19 protein-coding genes are annotated in these 19428 nt (G+C 68.1%); 6 read left to right on the top strand and 13 right to left on the bottom strand.

Annotated features, from left to right (window positions below):
- The first annotated feature begins 23 nt into the window (after positions 1–23).
- Both ACTWPB_RS23160 and gloA2 read left to right on the top strand, forming a co-directional pair.
- Positions 24–374 (top strand): hypothetical protein, encoded by a 351-nt coding sequence (locus ACTWPB_RS23160; RefSeq protein WP_446222660.1) that lies wholly within the window; start codon positions 24–26, stop codon positions 372–374.
- Entirely contained in the window at positions 365–766 is a 402-nt protein-coding gene (gloA2, locus tag ACTWPB_RS23155) for an SMU1112c/YaeR family gloxylase I-like metalloprotein (RefSeq protein ID WP_446222659.1), read from the top strand. Before ACTWPB_RS23160 ends, gloA2 begins: the two co-directional genes overlap by 10 nt.
- Here gloA2 and ACTWPB_RS23150 read toward each other — a convergent pair whose 3' ends face one another.
- The 5 genes from ACTWPB_RS23150 to ACTWPB_RS23130 form a co-directional block, all read right to left on the bottom strand.
- Entirely contained in the window at positions 767–1567 is an 801-nt protein-coding gene (locus ACTWPB_RS23150) for a HugZ family pyridoxamine 5'-phosphate oxidase (RefSeq protein ID WP_446222658.1), read from the bottom strand.
- A complete protein-coding gene (locus ACTWPB_RS23145; RefSeq protein WP_446222657.1) occupies positions 1564–2820 on the bottom strand; it encodes a lipase family alpha/beta hydrolase in 1257 nt (418 codons plus the stop codon). The genes ACTWPB_RS23150 and ACTWPB_RS23145 overlap by 4 nt, the downstream gene beginning before the upstream one ends.
- Before the next feature lie 216 nt (positions 2821–3036).
- Positions 3037–3753 (bottom strand): metal-dependent hydrolase, encoded by a 717-nt coding sequence (locus ACTWPB_RS23140; RefSeq protein ID WP_446222656.1) that lies wholly within the window; start codon positions 3751–3753, stop codon positions 3037–3039.
- Positions 3754–3964: 211 nt separating this feature from the next.
- Positions 3965–6193, bottom strand: coding sequence for a catalase/peroxidase HPI (katG, locus tag ACTWPB_RS23135; protein ID WP_446226448.1), 2229 nt, complete (start codon positions 6191–6193; stop codon positions 3965–3967).
- A gap of 11 nt (positions 6194–6204) precedes the next feature.
- A complete protein-coding gene (locus ACTWPB_RS23130) occupies positions 6205–6639 on the bottom strand; it encodes a Fur family transcriptional regulator (RefSeq protein ID WP_446222655.1) in 435 nt (144 codons plus the stop codon).
- Positions 6640–6765: 126 nt separating this feature from the next.
- Here ACTWPB_RS23130 and ACTWPB_RS23125 point away from each other — a divergent pair, with 126 nt between their 5' ends.
- Positions 6766–7287 carry a hypothetical protein gene (locus ACTWPB_RS23125; protein WP_446222654.1) on the top strand — a complete coding sequence of 174 codons (522 nt, stop codon included), beginning with the start codon at positions 6766–6768 and terminating at the stop codon, positions 7285–7287.
- A 107-nt stretch (positions 7288–7394) separates the two neighbouring features.
- Positions 7395–8441 (top strand): fused (3R)-hydroxyacyl-ACP dehydratase subunits HadA/HadB, encoded by a 1047-nt coding sequence (locus ACTWPB_RS23120; RefSeq protein WP_446222653.1) that lies wholly within the window; start codon positions 7395–7397, stop codon positions 8439–8441.
- A gap of 34 nt (positions 8442–8475) precedes the next feature.
- On the opposite strand, the gene ACTWPB_RS23115 is transcribed toward ACTWPB_RS23120, so the two are convergent.
- From ACTWPB_RS23115 to ACTWPB_RS23105, 3 genes are all read right to left on the bottom strand, one after another.
- Complete coding sequence (locus ACTWPB_RS23115) at positions 8476–10671, bottom strand: molybdopterin oxidoreductase family protein (RefSeq protein WP_446222652.1); 2196 nt, start codon at positions 10669–10671, stop codon at positions 8476–8478.
- Between the two features lie 305 nt (positions 10672–10976).
- The gene (locus ACTWPB_RS23110; RefSeq protein WP_446222651.1) at positions 10977–12431 is read right to left on the bottom strand and encodes an MFS transporter; all 1455 of its coding nucleotides are present in this window, start codon (positions 12429–12431) and stop codon (positions 10977–10979) included.
- A gap of 15 nt (positions 12432–12446) precedes the next feature.
- On the bottom strand, positions 12447–13250 hold the full coding sequence (locus tag ACTWPB_RS23105; RefSeq protein WP_446222650.1) for an acyl-CoA thioesterase: 804 nt from the start codon (positions 13248–13250) through the stop codon (positions 12447–12449).
- A 53-nt stretch (positions 13251–13303) separates the two neighbouring features.
- On the opposite strand from ACTWPB_RS23105, the gene ACTWPB_RS23100 reads away from it, so the two are divergent.
- Positions 13304–13786 carry a winged helix-turn-helix transcriptional regulator gene (locus tag ACTWPB_RS23100; protein WP_446222649.1) on the top strand — a complete coding sequence of 161 codons (483 nt, stop codon included), beginning with the start codon at positions 13304–13306 and terminating at the stop codon, positions 13784–13786.
- Positions 13787–13936: 150 nt separating this feature from the next.
- On the opposite strand, the gene ACTWPB_RS23095 is transcribed toward ACTWPB_RS23100, so the two are convergent.
- Positions 13937–14554: a TetR/AcrR family transcriptional regulator gene (locus tag ACTWPB_RS23095; protein WP_446222648.1), complete on the bottom strand. Its 618-nt coding sequence runs from the start codon at positions 14552–14554 to the stop codon at positions 13937–13939.
- Between the two features lie 118 nt (positions 14555–14672).
- Between ACTWPB_RS23095 and ACTWPB_RS23090 the strand changes: the two genes are divergently transcribed.
- The gene (locus ACTWPB_RS23090) at positions 14673–15533 is read left to right on the top strand and encodes an SDR family NAD(P)-dependent oxidoreductase (RefSeq protein WP_446222647.1); all 861 of its coding nucleotides are present in this window, start codon (positions 14673–14675) and stop codon (positions 15531–15533) included.
- Positions 15534–15550: 17 nt separating this feature from the next.
- Here the strand turns inward: ACTWPB_RS23090 and ACTWPB_RS23085 are convergent, their stop codons facing one another.
- From ACTWPB_RS23085 to ACTWPB_RS23070, 4 genes are read right to left on the bottom strand one after another with little or no spacing between them, the layout of a single operon-like run.
- Entirely contained in the window at positions 15551–16156 is a 606-nt protein-coding gene (locus ACTWPB_RS23085) for a GTP-binding protein (RefSeq protein WP_101467406.1), read from the bottom strand.
- Positions 16137–16511: a DUF742 domain-containing protein gene (locus tag ACTWPB_RS23080; RefSeq protein WP_378914292.1), complete on the bottom strand. Its 375-nt coding sequence runs from the start codon at positions 16509–16511 to the stop codon at positions 16137–16139. The genes ACTWPB_RS23085 and ACTWPB_RS23080 overlap by 20 nt, the downstream gene beginning before the upstream one ends.
- A 12-nt stretch (positions 16512–16523) precedes the next feature.
- Complete coding sequence (locus ACTWPB_RS23075) at positions 16524–16928, bottom strand: roadblock/LC7 domain-containing protein (RefSeq protein ID WP_446222646.1); 405 nt, start codon at positions 16926–16928, stop codon at positions 16524–16526.
- 1 nt (position 16929) lies between these two features.
- Complete coding sequence (locus ACTWPB_RS23070) at positions 16930–19266, bottom strand: sensor histidine kinase (RefSeq protein WP_446222645.1); 2337 nt, start codon at positions 19264–19266, stop codon at positions 16930–16932.
- Positions 19267–19428 lie beyond the last annotated feature (162 nt).

The following is a 19428-nucleotide window of genomic DNA, read 5'->3' as shown; positions in this document are numbered from 1 at the left end:
CGCCTGAACTACGCTTCGTACCCATGGAATTCGTCTACAACCTGGTGGTTGTCAGCCATCTGCTCGGCATGGCCGCGGTGGTCGGTGGCTATGTCGCGGCGCGTCCGGTGGTGTCGGAGCTGATGGTGTGGGGTGCTCGGGCGCAGTTGATCACCGGGGTGATCCTGGCCGGGATGGCTTCGGGCATCGACTCGCTCGACAAGGACCCGGATACGACGAAGCTGGCGGTGAAGCTGGTTGTCTCGGTCGCGGTGGCCGCGTTCGCGGAAATGGGCAGGGGTGATGCGAAGCGGGGCAAGCAGATCGACTGGATGACCGACGCCGCCGGTGGCCTCGCGATCGTGAACGTGCTGGTCGCCGTCCTGTGGACCTGACCGCCGTGCAATTTCTCGGCATCCACCACATCGCGATCATCGCCACCGACTACGCCCGCTCGAAATGTTTCTATACCGAAACCCTCGGCGGCACCGTCCTCGCGCAGAACTACCGGGCCGATCGCGAGTCGTGGAAGCTCGACATCGAGCTGCCCGGCGGGGTTCGCATCGAACTGTTCTCGTTCCCCGACCCGCCCGCACGCCCGAGCAGGCCCGAAGCGGCGGGCTTGCGGCACCTGGCGCTGGCGGTCGCGAGTGTGCCCGCCGCCCTGCGCGAGCTGCGGGCGCGGGGTGTCCGGACCGAGGAACTGCGCACCGATGAACACACCGGCAAGCAGATGGCCTTCTTCTTCGATCCGGACGACCTGCCGCTCGAGCTGTACGAGGCCTGATCAGTCCGTCGCGCGGGCCCGTCGCGCCAATTCGACCGTCGCCGCACGCAATTGGCTGATCTCCGACAGCGGCGCGGCGTAGCCGACCCTGGTACGAGCCACTCCGCGTGGGGATTCCACGCGCAGGTCGAGGCCGTAGCGGTCGGCGCGTTCGCACGTGGCGGCGATGGCGTCGGGGAACCCGCCCAGCTGCTGGGCCATCGCCAGCAGTGCTTCGGCGTGGTCGGCGTTGAGGTGCGCGATGCCGGGCGCGGCGTGCGCGACGATCGGGTCCGGCTGTGCGGCAAGGTAATCGGCGGCCGAAGCCGAATCCATCCGGCCGTAGCCGCCGACCCAGCGGACCCGTTCGATCCGCAGTACCCATAGTGTGAAGTCGCTGTAGTCGATGTAGTACTTGGCCGCCGGGATCGCCGCCAGGTGGGCCTCGCGGGCCGCTTCGGCTTCGGCGCCGGTCGGCCGTTCCACGAAACCCGCGAGGGTGATCCGGGTGCCTGCCAGGGGATCTGCCGGGATATCTGGCGTGACGATCGCGATGCTGGCGCGCGGATCGGCGGCCAGGTTGCGGCCGTGTTCGGCCAGGCGCGACACACTCAGCACCGGAGCGCCGTCGAGCAATCCGTAGGTGATGAACGACGCCCACGGTGCGCCGTCGGCGGTGAGGCTGGCGAGCGTGCCGGTATTGGTGCCCGCCGCGATCGTTCTGGCTTCTTCGGCCGGCGAGGGGCGGGCCTCGTTGGCCAGGGGAGCGGTCGGCAGCGCAATGGCAGGTGCGTCGCCCGGGTCGCCGTGGTCGAGAGTCATGGCCACAGCGTATCCACCTGACGCGGGCGGCGGGGCATGCTCGTCAACCAGCTGTGCAGCGCCTCGTAGACAGCGTCGTGATTGAGCAGGCTGAAGTGGTTCGCCGCGGGGATGTGCAGGCCGTTGACCGCGTCGAAATCGAGTCGCCTGGTCCGCCCGCGCCCCGACCCGCTTCCGCTGAGAACCATGCCGTCGCCGATGATCACGCCGAGTGGATGCTTCGGGCTGTGGGTGATGGTCGTGGTGACGAAGTAGTGATCGACACCGGCCAGCAGCGGCACTTCCTTGACCGCTCGCGCGCGCAGGGTGTCCACGTCGAGGTCGCGCCAGTCCTCGTCGACCAGCGACCCCTGCCGCAGGTCCCGGATGCCTGCGCTGCGCCTGCGCAGCAGTGTGCTCAGCGGCCGGGTCTCGGGCAGCAGTTCGAGTGCGGCCGAGGCGAAGTGCACGAACTGTTCGAGTGGCGCACCGTGGTGTGGTGAACCGAGGCACACCACCTGTCGCACCGATCGCACCCACGCCTGGCCCGTCTCCTCGGCCTGATGGCACGCGCTGCGCATGACCAGTCCGCCCATCGAGTGCCCGATCAGGCAGATCTCGTGCACCGGCATCGGCCAGCTGTCGACCAGGCGGGTCAGCAGGTCGCTGAGCTGGGCGGCGTTCTCGGAGATGTGCAGGCCGGAATTGAAGCGGGCGTAGACCGGGGTGTAGCCGAGATCGTTTTCCAGGCGCTCGCCGTAGGTGGGGCGGTTACCGAGGCGCCAGGCGTGTTCGGTCTCCACGAGTCCGTGTAGGAGCACGACGAGCCGGGTCGTGGGCACCGGGATATGGGCGGCGAACTGTTCGGGCTGGACGGGGACACCATCGATGCGAAAGGTCATGGGGGAGGCCAGGATCGGCGTCTCGTCTTCCAGTGTGTCACCGATCAGCCCCTGGATCGCGGCCAGCACGCCGGCACCCCACACGGTGCGCGACGGTGCGGTGAGGCCGGGCAGCTTGACCGCGCTCGCGACCTCGCCGACGACGAAGCCGGTGCCGCTGACGGCCGCGTACACGCTCTCGGTGATGGCGTCGTGCACGATCTTCACCGGAGCCGCCGCGGGCCCGACGCCTGATCGCACCGCCGCGAACACCCGATCGGAGATGGCGCGGTGGATGGCCGCGATCCCGTCGACCGCGCCGGCGAACTCGTCACCGGCGAGCCGTGTCAGCGCCTGTACTTCGGCCTGGGATTGGGGGAGCTGCTCCGTCACAGGCCTGAGAGTACAACTGTGCACTGAAAGGTGTTGGGTTCGGGGCAGCTTCGAGACCTGCGACGATGCCCGGCCGTCAGGTTTGGGGCAGACCACAAATAACATCGTGATACTGCGATATGCGCATCTAACGATGTGGCTGAGACAGTATGACTAAGGAAAAACCGGCTGCGCCGGCGGGCTCGGGACGGCGGGGGCTCCCGCCGTCCCGGGTGGTCACGGCCGGTGCATGATCGCGTACCAGAGCGCGCCCATCGTGCCGAGCACGAACAGGGGAGAGATAACCCAGGTCTCGACCCGATTCCCGGTCCGCTCGATCAGCGGCACCCGGGTGCGCAACGGAAACGGCCACAGCAATCGGCAGCCCCGATCAGTCAGGCAGTCGCCGAGCAGGTGGGCCAGGCAGCCCAGCCCCACGCAGATCGGGAGCCACACGGGCTGGTCGACGATCCAGTGGTCGACAGCGAACGTCCCCGCCGTCGCCAGCACGATCACCGTCCCGTAGGTCCGCACACTCTTCCCCGGCGGGCACAGGTGCAGCGACCGCACCGCCAGCGCGAGTAGGAAGAACACCAGGCCCAGCGTGAACGGCCGGCCGAGATAGTGCTCGCCCGCCCAGGTCGCCGCGACCGCGACGACGACGAACAGCAGCGAATGTGTCCCGTGTCGATGTCCACCCGACACCCAGGAGATCAACCGGCACAGGTGATGTGACACCGGGCCGAGCACGTGAGAGATGGTGCCGTTGGGATGATCCGCGTCCGGCAGCAGCGCGGCGCCCGCGGTGAGCAGCGTGCCCATGATGAGTTCGGCGATGCCGAATCGCGTTGTGTCGCTGTCGAACAGGGGGAAAGCGGCGACCGTGAGTGGTAGCGCGGCGGCAGTACCAGCCCAGGCCAGCGCCCCACTCGTCGCATGTGAATGTCCTAGCACCCCGCAACGTTAGAGTACGTCACGACTTCGGCGCATATGCCGTGGACAGCGCTGGAATGCGGGGCGCACCTGGATCGTTGGGGCAGGGGAGCTACCCAGCGAGATGACCATCCAGGCGTCCGTGGACCGGCTGGCCGAGCTCGCCGAGTCCTGACGAACAGCGAAACATCCTGCGACGCACAGTGCGCCGCAGGATGTTTCGCTGTCCGGATCAGGCGGTGATGTCGAACCGGTCCAGGTTGCTCACCTTGGTCCACGCGGCGACGAAGTCGTGGACGAACTTCTCCTTCGCGTCGTCGGTCGCGTAGACCTCGGCCACGGCCCGCAGCTGGGAGTTGGAGCCGAACACCAGGTCGACCCGGCTACCGGTCCAGGTGACAGCGCTGGAGGCGCGGTCGCGACCTTCGTAGACGTTGTCGTCGGCGGCCGACGGTGTCCACTCGGTACCCATGTCGAGCAGGTTGACGAAGAAGTCGTTCGTCAGCGCACCCGGGGTCTGGGTGAACACGCCGAGCGGCGAGGACTGGTAGTTCGCGCCGAGCACGCGCAGACCACCGATCAACACGGTCATCTCCGGCGCGCTGAGCGTGAGCAGGTTCGCCTTGTCGATGAGCAGGAACTCCGCGGGGATCTGCGCGTCCTTGGACACGTAGTTGCGGAACCCGTCGGCCTGGGTCTCGAGCGCGTCGAACGACTCGACGTCGGTCTGGGCCTGGGTCGCATCGGTGCGGCCGGGCGTGAACGGCACCGTCACCGGGAAACCGGCGGCCTGAGCGGCCTGTTCGACACCGACCGCACCGCCGAGGACGACCAGATCGGCGAAGGACACCTGCGCACCGCCGGTGGCGTTGAACGTGTCCTTGATGCCTTCGTAGACCCGCACCACCTGGGCGAGCTCATCGGGCTGGTTGACCGCCCAGCCCGCCTGCGGCTGCAGCCGGATCCGGCCACCGTTGGCACCGCCACGCTTGTCGCTGCCGCGGAACGACGAGACCGCCGCCCACGTCGTCGTCACCAGCTGGGCGATGGACAGTCCCGCCGACTGGATCTGGCCCTTGAGGGTGGCGATCTCGGAGTCGCCGATGAGCGGGCCGTTCTGGGCGGGAACCGGGTCCTGCCAGAGCAGCTCTTCGGACGGGACCAGCGGGCCGAGGTAGCGCACGACCGGGCCCATATCGCGGTGGGTCAGCTTGTACCAGGCGCGGGCGAACGCGTCGGCGAACTCCGCAGGGTTGTCCAGCCAGCGGCGGGTGATCGGCCCGTAGATGGGGTCGAGCCGCAGCGACAGGTCGGTGGTCAGCATGACCGGTGCGCGCTTCTTCCCCGGGATGAACGGGTCGGGCACGGTATCGGCGCCCGCGCCGTCCTTCGGGATCCACTGGTGCGCGCCCGCCGGGCTCAGCGTCTGCTCCCACTCGTACCCGTACAGGGTCTCGAGGAAGTTGTTGTCCCAGGTGATGGGGGTGCTGTTCCAGATGCCTTCCAGGCCACTGGTAATGGCGTCCTCGCCGACGCCGGTGCCGAAGCTGCTCTGCCAGCCCAGCCCTTGCAGTTCCAGCGGCGCGGCTTCCGGTTCGACACCGACCAGCTCGGCGTCGCCGGCACCGTGGGTCTTGCCGAAGGTGTGGCCGCCGGCGATCAGCGCGGCGGTCTCCTCGTCGTTCATCGCCATCCGGGCGAAGGTCTCGCGGATGTCGATGGCGGCGGCGAGGGGATCCGGATTGCCGTTGGGGCCTTCGGGATTGACGTAGATCAGGCCCATCTGGACCGCGGCGAGCGGGCGCTCGAGGTTGCGTTCACCGGTGTAGCGTTCGTCGCCGAGCCAGGTGCGCTCCGGGCCCCAGAACACGTCTTCTTCGGGCTCCCACGCGTCCACGCGGCCGCCACCGAAACCGAAGGTCGGCAAGCCCATCGACTCGAGCGCGACATTGCCGGTGTAGACGATGAGGTCGGCCCACGACAGCTTGCGGCCGTACTTCTTCTTCACCGGCCACAGCAGGCGGCGTGCCTTGTCCAGGCTGGCGTTGTCGGGCCAGCTGTTGAGCGGGGCGAAGCGCTGCATGCCCGAGCCTGCGCCGCCGCGGCCGTCACCGACCCGGTAGGTGCCCGCGGAGTGCCAGGCCATCCGGATGAAGAACGGGCCGTAGTGGCCGAAGTCGGCGGGCCACCAGGGCTGCGAGGTCGTCATGACCTGCTCGATATCGGCCTTCACTTCGGCCAGGTCGAGGGTGGCGAACTCTGCCGCGTAGTCGAAGTCTTCGCCCATCGGACTCGCGACGGCCGGATTCTTCTGCAGGAGAGTGAGATTGAGCTGGTTCGGCCACCAGTCACGGTTGCTGCCACGCGCGTCGGTGGACGCGTACGGGCGATGCATGACGGGGCAACCACTGTCACCGGGTTCCGTTTGGGCTTCCGCGATAGGTGGGTGTTCCTCGGGCACGGTGAATCCTTTCAGGAGAGTGATGGTGATGTCGTGCAGTCGGGGCACCGGCCCCAGTAGATGACCTCGGCCTCGTCGACAACGAAACCGTGGTCATCGAAGGGAGTCAGACAGGGCGCGTCGCCGTCAGCGCACTCGACATCGACGATCACCCCACATGATCGGCACACCAGGTGATGATGGTTGTCACCGACGCGGGTCTCGTAGCGCGCGACAGTGCCCATCGGCTGGATCCGCCGGAGTAGCCCGGCGCTGGTGAGTGCCCGCAGTACGTCGTAGACGGCCTGCTGGCTGACGGCACCGAGGGTGTCTTTGACTCGGCTCAGAATGGTGTCCGTGTCGGCATGCGGATGCTGGTGCACTGTGGTGAGCACCGCCAGGCGTGGCGCGGTGACGCGCAGCGAGGCTGCGCGCAGCATCTGTTCGAAGTCCAATATTGTGGACACATTCCAGATTGTGACTCATTCCAGATAGCGGGGCAAGGTTTCCGGGCTGACATTTTGTGCGTTTCGCGCGATACTTGGCGAGAAGGCCGGTCGGGGAGACCGGTCCATGAGTCCGGGGTGGGAACGATGTCGAATCGCCAATGGTATGCCGCGTCCGCGATCGCGGTGGCCGTTCTGGTAGCAGGTTGTGGGAGTTCGGGGGAGTCCGTCGGCGCCGCGCCGACGAGCGGTTCTGCGAAGGCGACCACGACGGTGCGCACCACCACTCCCGCGCCGCCGGTGCTGAATCGGCGCGGCGAGAACGGTGCGGTGGTCCAGCAGGACGGGTTGGTCGGTGCGGGCAAGCTCGACATCGTCAACGGCAACAGCGACGACTTCGCGGTCGTGGTGACCAACGGCGATCCCAAGAAGCCGCAGGCCACGATTTACGTGCAGGGCAATTCCAGCGCCACGCTCAACGGTATCGACGGCACCTACTACGTCTATCTGAAGACCGGCAAGGATTGGGACCAGGCGGCGCTCGGCTTCACCCGCGAGCGCGAATTCCAGAAGTTCGACGACGCGTTCGACGGTGACTCCGACTGGGAGATCACGCTGCAGCCCTCGATCGGTGGCAACGCCAGCACCAGCGACGTACCCTCCTTCTGACCGCGGTGTCAGGCCACACAACTGTGAACTGTGCCAAGGAATGCCCGGTCCGCCTGCGCGTCGACTAGCCTGCCGGGTGTCCGTTCCCCGAACGAAGGTGATTCATAGTGACTTCCGTAGTCGATGCCGCGCCCGTCGATGCCCCTGACACCGCGTCGAAGGTAGGGCACTACTACCGGGTCGAAGGCGTCTACGAGGTCGGTCGCGAGAAGATCCGCGAATACGCTCGCGCGGTTCAGGACTTCCATCCTGCCCACTGGGAGGACGAGGCCGCCGCAGCGCTCGGCTACCCGGGTCTGGTCGCACCGCTGACGTTCGTCTCCATCCCGGCTATGGCGGCGAACAAATTGTTGTTCGAATCGGTGGTCGTCGGCTACGACATGTTCGTGCAGACCGAGCAGGTCTTCGAACAGCACAAGCCGATCGTGGCCGGTGACCGTCTCGTCGTCGACGTCGAGCTGTCCTCGGTGCGCACTATCGCGGGCAAGGATCTGATCACCGTCACCAACACCTTCGTCGACGAACTCGGCGAGACCGTGCACATCATGCACACCACGGTCGTCGGCATCACCGGTGAAGACGGTGTCGATCCGGCGATCACCGCCGCGGTGGAGAGCATCATGCTCCACGGTGTGAGCATCTTCAGCGCCGACAAGAGCGCCGCCGTGGAGACCACTCTGCGTCCCGAGGGCGAGGTTGCGCTGTCCGTCGAGGGTGCCGCCCGTGTCCCGAACACGGCGATGTCGTTCGACGAGCTCACCGTGGGCGACGAACTCCCACTCCGCGACGCCCGCGTCTCGCGCGGTGACCTCGTCAACTACGCCGGCGTTTCCGGCGACGGCAACCCGATCCACTGGGACGAGAAGATCGCCGAGATGGCGGGCCTGCCCGACATCATCGCCCACGGCATGCTCACCATGGGTCTGGGCGCGGGCTTCGTCTCCACCTGGTCCGGCGACCCCGGCGCCGTCACTCGCTATGGCGTTCGCCTGTCGACCCCCACGATCGTCGGCCGGGAGGGCGGCCAGGTCGAGTACACCGGCCGCGTGAAGTCCCTCGACCCGCAGACTCGCTCCGCCGTGATCGCGATCGTCGCCAAGTCCGGCGGCCGCAAGATCTTCGGCCTCGCCACCGCGAACCTGCGCTTCCGCTGAACCCGGCGCGGTGGACCCGAACTCGTAGTCGGGTTCACCGCGGCGCGGCGGCGACCTCGGATCGCGGTGTGGCGTCCGGGGTTTCGGCCGCGACCGGCCGCACCCGCACCCACGTGCTGTTGACCGCCGACGCGCCCGAGAGCGGGTCGGTGCGTGCCGGGTCGTGCAGCAGGTTGACATTGACGCCCGGCAGCGCGGCCGCGACGGTCCAGCCCACCCCGGGTTCGCGATGCCCCCAGCCGTGCGGGATCGCGACCACGCCGGCGCGAATATCGTCGCTGATCTCCACCGGAGCCACGATCGCACCGACCGTGGATTCGATCGTGGCCGGATCACCGTCGGCAAGACCACGGGCGGCGGCGTCGTCGGGGTGGATGAGCACGGTGCAGCGGTCGCGGCCCTTCACCAACGACGGGATGTTGTGCAGCCAGGAGTTGTTGCTGCGCAGGTGACGTCGTCCGATGAGCTGGAGGTCGAAGCCGGACTGGGCCGCTGCGGTCGTCTCGTCGAGGACTGTGTGGATCGCCGCCAGGAAATCCGGGGGCGCCAGGTGTGTCTTGCGGTCGCTGGTGCCGATCAGTTCGGGCAGCCGTGGCTGCAACGGGCCGAGGTCGACACCGCCCGCCGCGTCACGAATCCTTGTGAGTGTCAATCCTTTTCGTCCGCGGCGCAGGACGCCGTAGGGGCCTGTCGCGACGGCCGCTGCCGTCAATCGCAGGGGACTGACCTGTTCGAACGCGGCGTTGAGCGCGCGCCCGGTGAGCTTTCGTACCGGCAGCGGTACCAGTTCGGTTACCAGTCGGGCCAGGATCTGCCAGTCCTCCAGTCCATCGGCCGGTGGATCGAATACCTTGGCGTCGTAGCGGGCGTTGTTGCGAACGCTGAACATCGGGAACAGCAGGCTCAGTTCCTCGCGTTCCAGCGCCGAGACGGGCGGCAGGATGAAATCGGCGTGCCGGGTCGTCTCGGTGACGTACATGTCGACAGCTACGTAGAAATCCAGTGATTCCAGCGCGGCATCGAGCTTGTCCGCCTGCGGTGTCGAGAGCACCGGATTGCCCGCGTAGGTGATCATCGCCTTGATCTGGCCCGGTCCGGCGGTGAGGATCTCCTCGGCGAGCACCGCGACGGGCAGTTCGCTGCGGAACGCCTTGTGCGCGCCGGAGCGGTCGGTCCACGCGCCGTGTCCCATCGGCAGGTACTTCGCGTACCGGGCGGCGTCGACGACGGGGGTCGCGAACATCTGACCGCCCGCGCGATCGAGATTGCCGGTCACCGCGCTGATCGTATTGACCAGCCAGTGGGTGAGCGTGCCCGTTACCTGCTGACACACCCCGATCCGCGCGTACACCACCGCCGACGGTGCCGCCGCGTGGTCACGGGCCAGCCGCCTGATGGTGTCGGCGTCGACGCCCGCCAGTGGTGCCATCCGTTCCGCGGTGGTGCCGGCGACCAGTTCGGTGAGCTCGTCCCAGCCGGTGCAGCGCGCGCGCACCGCCCGTTCGTCGCACAGTTCCTCGGTGACCAGCACATGCAGCATCGCGAGCAGCAGGTAGACGTCGCCGCCGGGGCGGACCGGCACGTGTTCGTCTGCCAGCCGGGCTGTTTCGGTGCGGCGGGGGTCGATCACGACGACGGTGCCGCCCCGGGCGCGAACTGCCTTGATGCGCGATTTCGCGCCGGGCATGGTGGTGATCGATCCGTTGGACACCGCGGGATTGGCGCCGAGTACCACCAGCCGGTCGGTGCGGTCGATATCGGTGATCGGCATGAGCACGTTCGAACCGAACATCCGCCACGCGACGAATTCCTGTGGGAACTGATCGATCGAGGACGCGGAGAAGAAGTTGCGGGTCAGCAGGACGGCCCGGAGAAGCGCTCCGTACATCACCGAGGAGCTGTGCGCGGCCGGGTTGCCGATGTACATCCCGATGGCGCTGGGACCGTGCGCCGACCGCACCGCGCGCAAACGTTGCCCGATCTCGCGCAATGCCTCGTCCCAGCCGACCGGTTGGAAGGTGTCGCCGACGCGGCGCATCGGCGTCCGCAGCCGGTCCGGGTCGTGGTGCAGACCGCCCATGGCCGTCGCCTTCGGGCAGATGTAGCCCTTGGACAGCACGTCGTCCGGATTTCCTTCGATGCGGGTTACCCGCGAATCCTCGACCGTGACCAGAATTCCACAGTGTGCCTCGCACAATGTGCACTGCCGTGCAATTGTCGTGCTGTCCACAGCTTTTCCCACCCTCCGCTGAATGCGCTCACCCCACGGTAGCGCGACCGCAGGGCCCGGCAGATCCGTCTACGGTCGGATTTCCGCGCCGCCTGACGACCCCGTCATCACCCCGTGCAACCACCTGTTCGGTACCCCGCTCGAGCCGCCACGCCCCGGCGCCGACGTGTACTGGAGCCCGTTGGGCACCTCGACATCGTCTGCTACGACGATGGCACCGGCATGGAGAACTATTCCCCGACCGAGCGACCCTGGGGCTGAGTGGACCGGGCGGTCGGCGACAGCATGGTCGCCGACCGTTCGGGTCACGCGGAAACTGCTGCGCCCCCGGATCTTTCGGGCGCGGTAGTGGGGCCGTCGGCGCCGGACTCGATCGGTGGACCGGTCTGCGATCCGGACCGCACGGCAAAGCCGATGAGTCCGGCGAGGACCGCGACCCCGGCGGTCACATACCAGGCGCGCTGGAAGGCGTCGAGCGTGGCGGCCGGGGTATCCGGGGTGCCGAGCATGGCTACCAGGACCGCGACGCCGACGGCGAGGCCGAGTTGGCGGGCCATGCTCAGGACGGCCGATCCGGTCGCGAAGCGTTGCGGGGGAAGGGTTCCCGCGCCGACGGCGAACGCGGTCGGCAGGGTCAGCCCGACGCCGAGACCGGTCAGCAGCATCCCGCCGAGTAGGCCGCCCACATAATCCGGTGCCAGTTCGGCCGCGCGCGCCCACCACAGGAGGCCACCGCCGAAGGCGAGCCCGCCTGCCGCGATCACCGGGCCCGCGCCGATTCGGGCGATGAGCTTGCCCGCGGCGAGGGCGACGAACGGCACGACCAGTGGGCCGGGCGCGATCGCCAGTCCGGTCCGCAAGGCCGACCAGCCCCACACGTTCTGCGCCCAGAGCGTGACCGAGAGCAGCATGGCCGCGAACGCGATCTGGAACACCAGCGAATTCGCACCCGCGAGAACGAAATTCGGAACCCGAAGCAGGGCTGGGTCGACGATCGGGCTGTGATGGCGAGCCGAGCTCACCGCGAAGACCACACCGAGCGCGACCGCGACCGCGAACGCGGCGAGCACCCCGGTGGAGGTCCAGCCCCACTCGGGACCTTGGACGAGGGCCAGGATCAACGACCCGACCGCGCCGATCAGCGCGCCCGCACCCAGCAGATCGGGCAGCGGACCACCCGCGGCGGGCGGGCACGGCAGCTTTCGCATACCGATCACGAACGCGGCCAATCCGATCGGCACATTCACGAGAAATACCCAGCGCCAATCGATTTCGATCAGCAACCCGCCGAGCACCGGACCCAGTGCCGCGCCGAGACCGCCGAAGGCGACCCACAGGCGCACCGCGCCGGCGCGTCGCTCCGGCGGTGTCGCGGCGAGCAGCAGTGCGAGCGAGGACGGCGTGAGGAGTGCGCATCCCACGGCCTGGACAACACGGAAAGCGATGAGCGACTCCACATTCCAGGCCGCCGAGCACAGCGCCGACCCGATCACGAAGATCGCCAGACCGGTGAGGAAGGTGCCGCGGTTACCGCTGCGGTCGCCGAGCCGACCGGCCGGAACGAGTAGCGCGGCGAAGACGATGGCGTAGAGGTTGAGCACCCAGGACAGCTCGGTCAGACCGGCGCCGAAGTCGCCTGCCATGGCGGGCATGGCGACATTGACGATGAACAGGTCGAGGCTCGACAACAGCACGCCGATGGAGACGATGGACAGCACCAACCGCGGATTCGTATCCCATGACGGGGCAACGGATTTCATGAAAAAGGCTCCCGTTCAGCCGAGGACGCGGCGGGTTTGACGGGCGGTGGCGAGCAGAGCGCCCGCACCGTCCCAGATATCGGTGTCATCGACGGACCAGCCGCCACCGGAACTGACGTTCGCGGCGCGGACCAGCACGGGTGCGTCGCCGAGGTCGGTGAGGTCGGCGTGCAGCTGCAGCGACAGGGTGACGGTCGGGACGGCAACCGGCGCGGTGAGCAGCGGGAACAGCCCGGGTGGGAGGGCGTCGGCGAGGACGGCGAGACTCGGGGCGTCGATGGGCAGCGCGGGGTCGAGCGCGATCCAGGCGCACATCATCGCCTCGTCCGCGCCACTGAGGGGCAAGGGGCCTGCGGCGGGTCGGATGACGAAATGCGCGCCGACGGGAACGATCTCGGGGGGCAGCTGGAACAGCGCGCAGTCCTGTGGAGCCGCGACGAGGGGCGCGGGCCGGGCGCTGTGGGCGGGGATCGCCGTCGCGCCGGGCGCGCCGAGCGTGACGGTGGCCGCGGCGACCGGCGCACCGTCCTGTTCGGCGACCACGTCCAGAATCGTCGTGCTGCGGCCGACGGTGTGTTCGGTGGCGCGCAGGGTGAACGCGCCGGTCGCTGGTCTGCCGAGGAACCGGACATCGGCGGCGCGCACGGGGTACTCGCGCGAGCTCGCCCGCTGGGCGACCTCGATCAGGAGCCCGGCGAGCGCGCCGCCGTGTGGGCCGGTCCAGCCGCGCCACGAATCGTCGACAACGGCATGCCACTGCCCGGATTCCCCAGCGGCGAGGGCGAATTGTGCGCCGAGACGCCCAGTGAGTTTCATCATGCAACTCACGATAGGTGGGTGAGTTCTTTCATGCAACCGACTAGACTCGACTCATGCGACGCACCAGCTTCGAGGACATGAACTGCTCCCTGGCCCAGTGCCTCGAGGTGGTCGGGGAGTGGTGGACGCTGCTGATCGTGCGCGACGCGCTGTTCGGCGTCACCCGCTTCGACGACTTCCGTGACCGCCTCGGCATCGCCCGCAACGTGCTGACCCAGCGCCTCGACGGCCTGGTCGAGCACGAGATCATGACCCGAGAGCCCTACCAGCACAACCCCGTTCGCTACGACTACCGGCTGACCGCCAAGGGTCGCTCCCTCTGGCAAGTGGTGACCGCGATGCGCCAGTGGGGCGACGAATGGGCAGCACCGAACGGCGCCCCGGTCGAGGCGCTGCATCGCAGCTGCGGCCACGTCGCCACGATCGAGCCGACATGCTCGCACTGCGGCGAGCGAGTGCACGGCCGCGACCTGCGGCCGGTGGACGGCCCCGGCGCGGGTGAACGTTCCCCGTTGCCCGCCTCGCTACGGCAGTGAAGTCGACACAACATCGCCACTGAGCGCGTTGTCGTGTTGATCATGAGGCAGGGGCTGGGGTGTTGAACCGGTCGGATTTCGAGCTGGTCGCACTGCGAGTGATTTCGGAAGGAAATCCGGAAGCTCTTGGCGCGAAATACTTTCCGTGAATCAGCCGCGCAGGCCGCGCAGGGCGGTCTCGACCACCAGATCGGCGAATTCGGTGGTCAGTGTGCCCGTGCGCAGTAGCCATCGGTCCATCAGCGGGCCCCAGATCATCGCGATGGCCACGTCGAGGTCGATGTCGGCGGCGATCTGGCCCGCGGTCTGCGCGGCGGCCAGTCTGCGGCGTTTGAGGTTGTCGACGGGGCCCTGGAGGCGTTCGACGTAGGTGGCGGCCAAGGCGGTGTCGTGCATGATGGCGCTGGTCAGGCCGCGCAGGGGGAGGTCGAAGCGGGGGTCGGCGAGTTCGGCGACGGTGGCACGCAGGACGAGTTTGAGGTCGGCTTCCAGGTCGCCGGTGTCGGGCAGGCCCGGTGTCGCGTCGTCGCCGGTCTCGCTGAGCATCAGGAAGGCGTCGAGCAGGACGGCGCCTTTGGACGGCCACCACCGGTAGATCGTCTGCTTGCCGACCCCGGCCCTGGCGGCGATCGCCTCGATGGTCAGCTTGTCGAAGCCGATCTCGCCCGCCAGCTCGAAGGCGGCGGACAGGATCGCGCGGCGGGATCCCTCGTTGCGCCGGGTCGCGTCGGCCGAGGGCCGGGGCGCGGGGTTCACCTGCTGACTCATGTCGCCATCGTAGCAACGAAAGAGACGAGACGTTGCGTCTTGACAGGGCGGCGATCCGGTGGCATCCTCGAAACATCAGACGAGACGCAACGTCTTGTCTAGGCAAAGGAGGATTGCCATGACCACCGCCGGTACCACCGCATCCCGTGTCTGGTTCATCACCGGAGCGAGCCGCGGTCTCGGCCGTGCCTTCGCCGAAGCCGCACTGGCGGTGGGGGACCGGGTCGCCGCTGCCGCTCGCACCGGATCCGCACTCGACGAACTCGCCGCCGCCTATCCAGGGCAGGTCCTGCCGCTGATCCTCGACGTCACCGATCGCGGTGCGGTGCACACGGCCGTCGATGCCGCCCTCGCCCATTTCGGCCGCCTCGACATCGTGGTCAACAACGCGGGCACCCTGTCGATGGGGATGATCGAGGAATTCACCGAAACCGAGGCCCGCGCGCAAATGGAGGTCAACTTCTTCGGTGCGCTGTGGGTGAGCCAGGCCGTGCTCCCGCACCTGCGCGCCCAGCGCGGCGGGCACATCGTGCAGGTCTCCAGCATCGGCGGACTCGCCGGGTTCCCGCTGTCGGGCATGTACGCCGCGAGCAAATTCGCACTGGAGGCAATGAGTGAGGCCCTGGCCATGGAAGCCGCGGAATTCGGTGTGCGGGTGAGCATTCTGCAACCGGGTGGGTACTGGACCGACCTGTATTCGGCGATGGCGAACACCACACCGATCGAGGCCTACGCCCCGCTGCGGGCCCAGCTCGAGGCGCAATGGGCCGAGGGTTCGGTCGACAGCGAACCTGCCCTTGCGGCCCAGGCGCTGCTCACGCTCGTCGGTGCCGAGGAACCGCCGCTGCGCCTGCTGCTCGGAAACATGGTGTACGACTTGGCCTTCGACCTCGCGCGCGCCAAGATGGCCACCTGGTCGGCCTGGGAGCAGACCAGCCGAGCCGCGGAGCGGGCAGTAGCCGCGCCGGGCTCGGCCTGATCGTCACACGGAGGAGCTCAGGTGGTGACCGGAGTCCGTGCGGCGCGATCGATCAGGTACTCGACCAGGTGGGTCAGCACCGCCTTGGCCGAGGGCCGATCGCGCGCGTCGCACAGGATCACCGGCGTGTTCGGATCCAGGTCCAGCGCGTCACGCACCTCGTCGACGGTGTAGCGCGGGGCGCCGTCGAAGCAGTTCACCGCGATCAGGAACGGCAAGCCGCGCCGCTCGAAGAAGTCGACCGCCGCGAACGAATTGCTCAGCCGCCGCGTGTCGGCCAGCACGATCGCACCCAGCGCGCCACGGCACAGCTCGTCCCACAGGAACCAGAAGCGGTCCTGTCCGGGCGTGCCGAACAGGTACAGCACCAGGTCCCGGTCGATCGTGATGCGACCGAAGTCGAGCGCGACGGTGGTCGTGTGCTTCTGCTCCACGCCCGACAGATCGTCGACACCGGTGCTGACCTCGGTGATCAGCTCTTCGGTCCGCAGCGGCGCGATCTCGCTGATCGCGCCGACCATGGTGGTCTTGCCGACGCCGAAGCCGCCGGCGATGAGGATTTTGACCGAGGCGGCCATGTGCTGGTCGCCTGCGGACATCGGGTCAAAGTTTTCGGATGCCATCCAGAACCGCTCGCAATATGTTGAGGTCACCGGTACCGGCCTCGGCCGCTACCGGAGCCCGGAAGATGAGGTGGCCCTCGGCGATGAGATCACCGACGAGGATCTTGGTCACCGCCAGAGGCAGTTTCAGCACGGCCGAGACCTCGGCCACCGACTGCGGACGCTTGCACAACCGTGCGATCGTCGTGTACTCGGGTTCTGGTTTGCGCAGGGTGGGGGCGGGATGTACTGCTACCACCACCGTGAGCATGTCCAGGTCGTGCGCCGCGCCCATGGTGCGGCCGCGGGTCACCGCGTACGGCCGGACCAGGGGTCCGGCCGCGTCGTCGAACCACGGATCGCCGAGTCGAGTCATTGTCGAAACCTTCTATAGCTGTGCATGCCCGTGCCGCGGCTCCGTCGACAGATAGCTGCCGACCCGCTGCACGGTGAGATTCATTTCGTAGGCGACCATGCCGAGATTGGCGGACTCGTTGGCTTGCAGTGCCAGACAAGCGTTCTCACCTGCCGCGGTGACGAAGAGCACCGCCCGATCGAGCTCGATCACCGCTTGGCGTACGCCACCGCCGTCGAACCGGCTCCCCGCGCTGCGCGCGAGACCGTAGAGGGTCGAGGACATGGCGGCGAAGTGTTCGGCGTCTTCACGCTTCATCTGCGAGGAGCGTCCGAGCAGCAGTCCGTCGGTGGACAGTACAACCGCGTAGCGGACCCCTGCCAGCCGGTCGACGAGATCGTCGAGTAGCCAGTTGAGATCACCGGGGGAAGAGTTCACCTCAGCCTTCCTGTTCGTCCTGGTTCGATGTGGTCTGTTGTTTGCGACCCTGACGGGTGCCGTTCTCGATCGCGGACATGATGTCGCGCGCCTGTTCTGCGGAGCGGGGGCGCTCGGGCACCGATGGCGCCTCGGCGGCGGGCTCGGGCGCCAGATTCGTCTGCCTGCTGCGACGCGGCAGTGCGGGGCGTTCGTCGGAGCCGGTGTCGTAGCGCGGGGTCCGCACTGCGGGCGCCTCCGGGGCAGGCGCCATCGGAGGTGGGGTCGGCGGGTCGGCGACCAGTGTCGCGACGGGCGCCGGAGCCGATTCGAGGGCGGCGAGCGGTCCCGAATCCTGCGGCGCGGGCAGACCACGGCGCAGCGGGCCGGTCACCGTGGGCGGCATACCCGCCAGGTCGGCCTCGCCCGCCAGCAACAGCTGGGGGATCAGCACGATGGCACGGATGCCGCCGTAATCGGATTCGCTCAGCCGCACCGACACACCGTGCGCGAGGGCGAGGCGCGCGACAACGAACAGGCCGAGGCGCGAGTCCACCGACAGCGTGCCGACACCGAAGTCCGGCGGATCGGCCAGCATGTTGTTGTAGCGGACCAGGTCGTCGGCGCTCATGCCCATGCCCTGGTCGGTGATCTCGACGACCATACCCTTGCCGACGATATTGCCGCCCGCCTCGACCCGCGACTGCGGCGGGGAGAACGCGGTGGCGTTGTCGACGAGCTCGGCGAGCAAGTGCACGAGGTCGGCCACGACGGTGCCCACGACTCTGACCTCGGGCAGTTTGGTCACCCGCACGCGCGCGTAGTCGAGCGTTTCGCCGATGGCGCTGCGCACCACGTCCATCACGGGCACCGGCTGACGCCACTGGCGTCCCGGTCGACCGCCGCCGAGGATGATCAGGTTCTCGGCGTTGCGGCGTTCGCGGGTGGCCAGGTGGTCGAGCCGGAACAGCGTCTCGAGCAGCGCCGGATCCTCTTGGCGGCGTTCGGCTTCGTCGAGAATCTCGAGCTGGCGGTGCATCACGATCTGGCTGCGATGGGCGATGTTGAGGAATACCGCGCGCACACCCTCCCGCGTGCGGGCCTCCTCGACCGCGGCACCGATCGCCGCCGCGGCGGCGTGTTCGAAGGCCTTGGCGACCTGACCGATCTCGTCGTGCCCGAAGTCGAGCGTGGGGGAGGTCTCGGCCTGGTCGACCTCGCCACCGTCGCGCAGGGTGCGCATGGTGGCGGGCAGCTTCTCGTCGGCGAGTTGCAGTGTGGCAGTGCGCAGGCGGCGCAGGCGGCGGATGATCCGATTGGCCAGGATCACCGCGACGACGAACACGAGCACGCTGAGCGCGAGCACGCTGCCGCCGGCCAGCGCGGCGTTCGTCTCGGCTTTGCGAGCGGAGTTCTCGGCGAGCTTCTGGACGTGGTCGTTGTAGGCGGCATAGGAGTCGAGCAGGCTCCGGTTGACCTCGGCCGCGGCGGTCTGCCATTCCGGTGTCGCCAGCGGCAGCGCGGGGAGCGTGACGGTTTTGCTGGTCGGGGTGCCTGTTTGGGTGGCCGCCGACACCGCGAAACGCTGCACGAGAGCGGTTTCCATGGCAGTGAGCTGCTGCCAGTGTCCGGTGGCCGTCAAGGCCACGACGGCGCTGCGCTCCGGTTCGTCGAGTCCGGCTGCCAGGTTGGCGATTTCGCCATGGTAGAGGCCGGTCTGGTTGGTGAACTCGTCGAGCGGGATGGTCGAGGTTCCGTCCGAAGCCACCATCGCGGTGGCGACCGCGTTACTGCGTGACATCGCCTCGGCCGCACCGAGCAAGCGCAATCCCTCGGCCACACCGGAGGCGACGATCGCGTCGGGCGCCGCGCGCTCGGCGACCTTGGTGCCCTGGATGATCACGTTGAGCAATGAGTTGTAGAACAGGTAGGCGTCCGAAATCGGCAGCATCCGGGCGTCGGCGCCCTTGCGCACGCCGTCCAGATGCGTGCCGAGAGTGGCGAAACCGGCCTTGTCGTCGCCGATATCGGAGTCATCGATCGCGCGCAGGTTGTCGCCTGCGGCGATCAGCCCGCGAAACGCCCCGTCCATGCGCGTGCGCGCGGCGGGGAGCCCGAGTGCCGCGGCCTCGTCGCCGGCCAGGTGTGCCAGGGTGAGGTGCCGCTCGGACTGGACCGCTTCGATCAGCTCGCGGGCGGGCACGGCGGCATCCTGCAACTGCCCAGCCCATGATTTGGCCTTGTTGCTCTGCTCGACCAGGTAGCCCGCCGTACCGACGCCGACCACCACCAGAGTCAAACTGGGTATGAGGGCAATCGCCAGAATCCGGGTGCGCACACCGAGTCTCGCCAAGAACATCGCTATAACGTAACGGAATCGTTGCAGTGTTGTCGTGCGTGTCTCGGTGAGCGAGACGCGATTTGGTTTGTGCGGGAACGCATTTGCTATATGGGGGCACACACGAAAAACGGCGAGCTCACCCCGCCGGCTGAGCCGCGATGGCCCAGTCGGCGGGGGCTC

The sequence above is a fragment of the Nocardia sp. IBHARD005 genome (genome assembly GCF_052814245.1).
The sequence above is the reverse complement of the archived record's forward strand: the minus strand, read 5'-3'. Positions and strand labels throughout refer to the sequence as shown.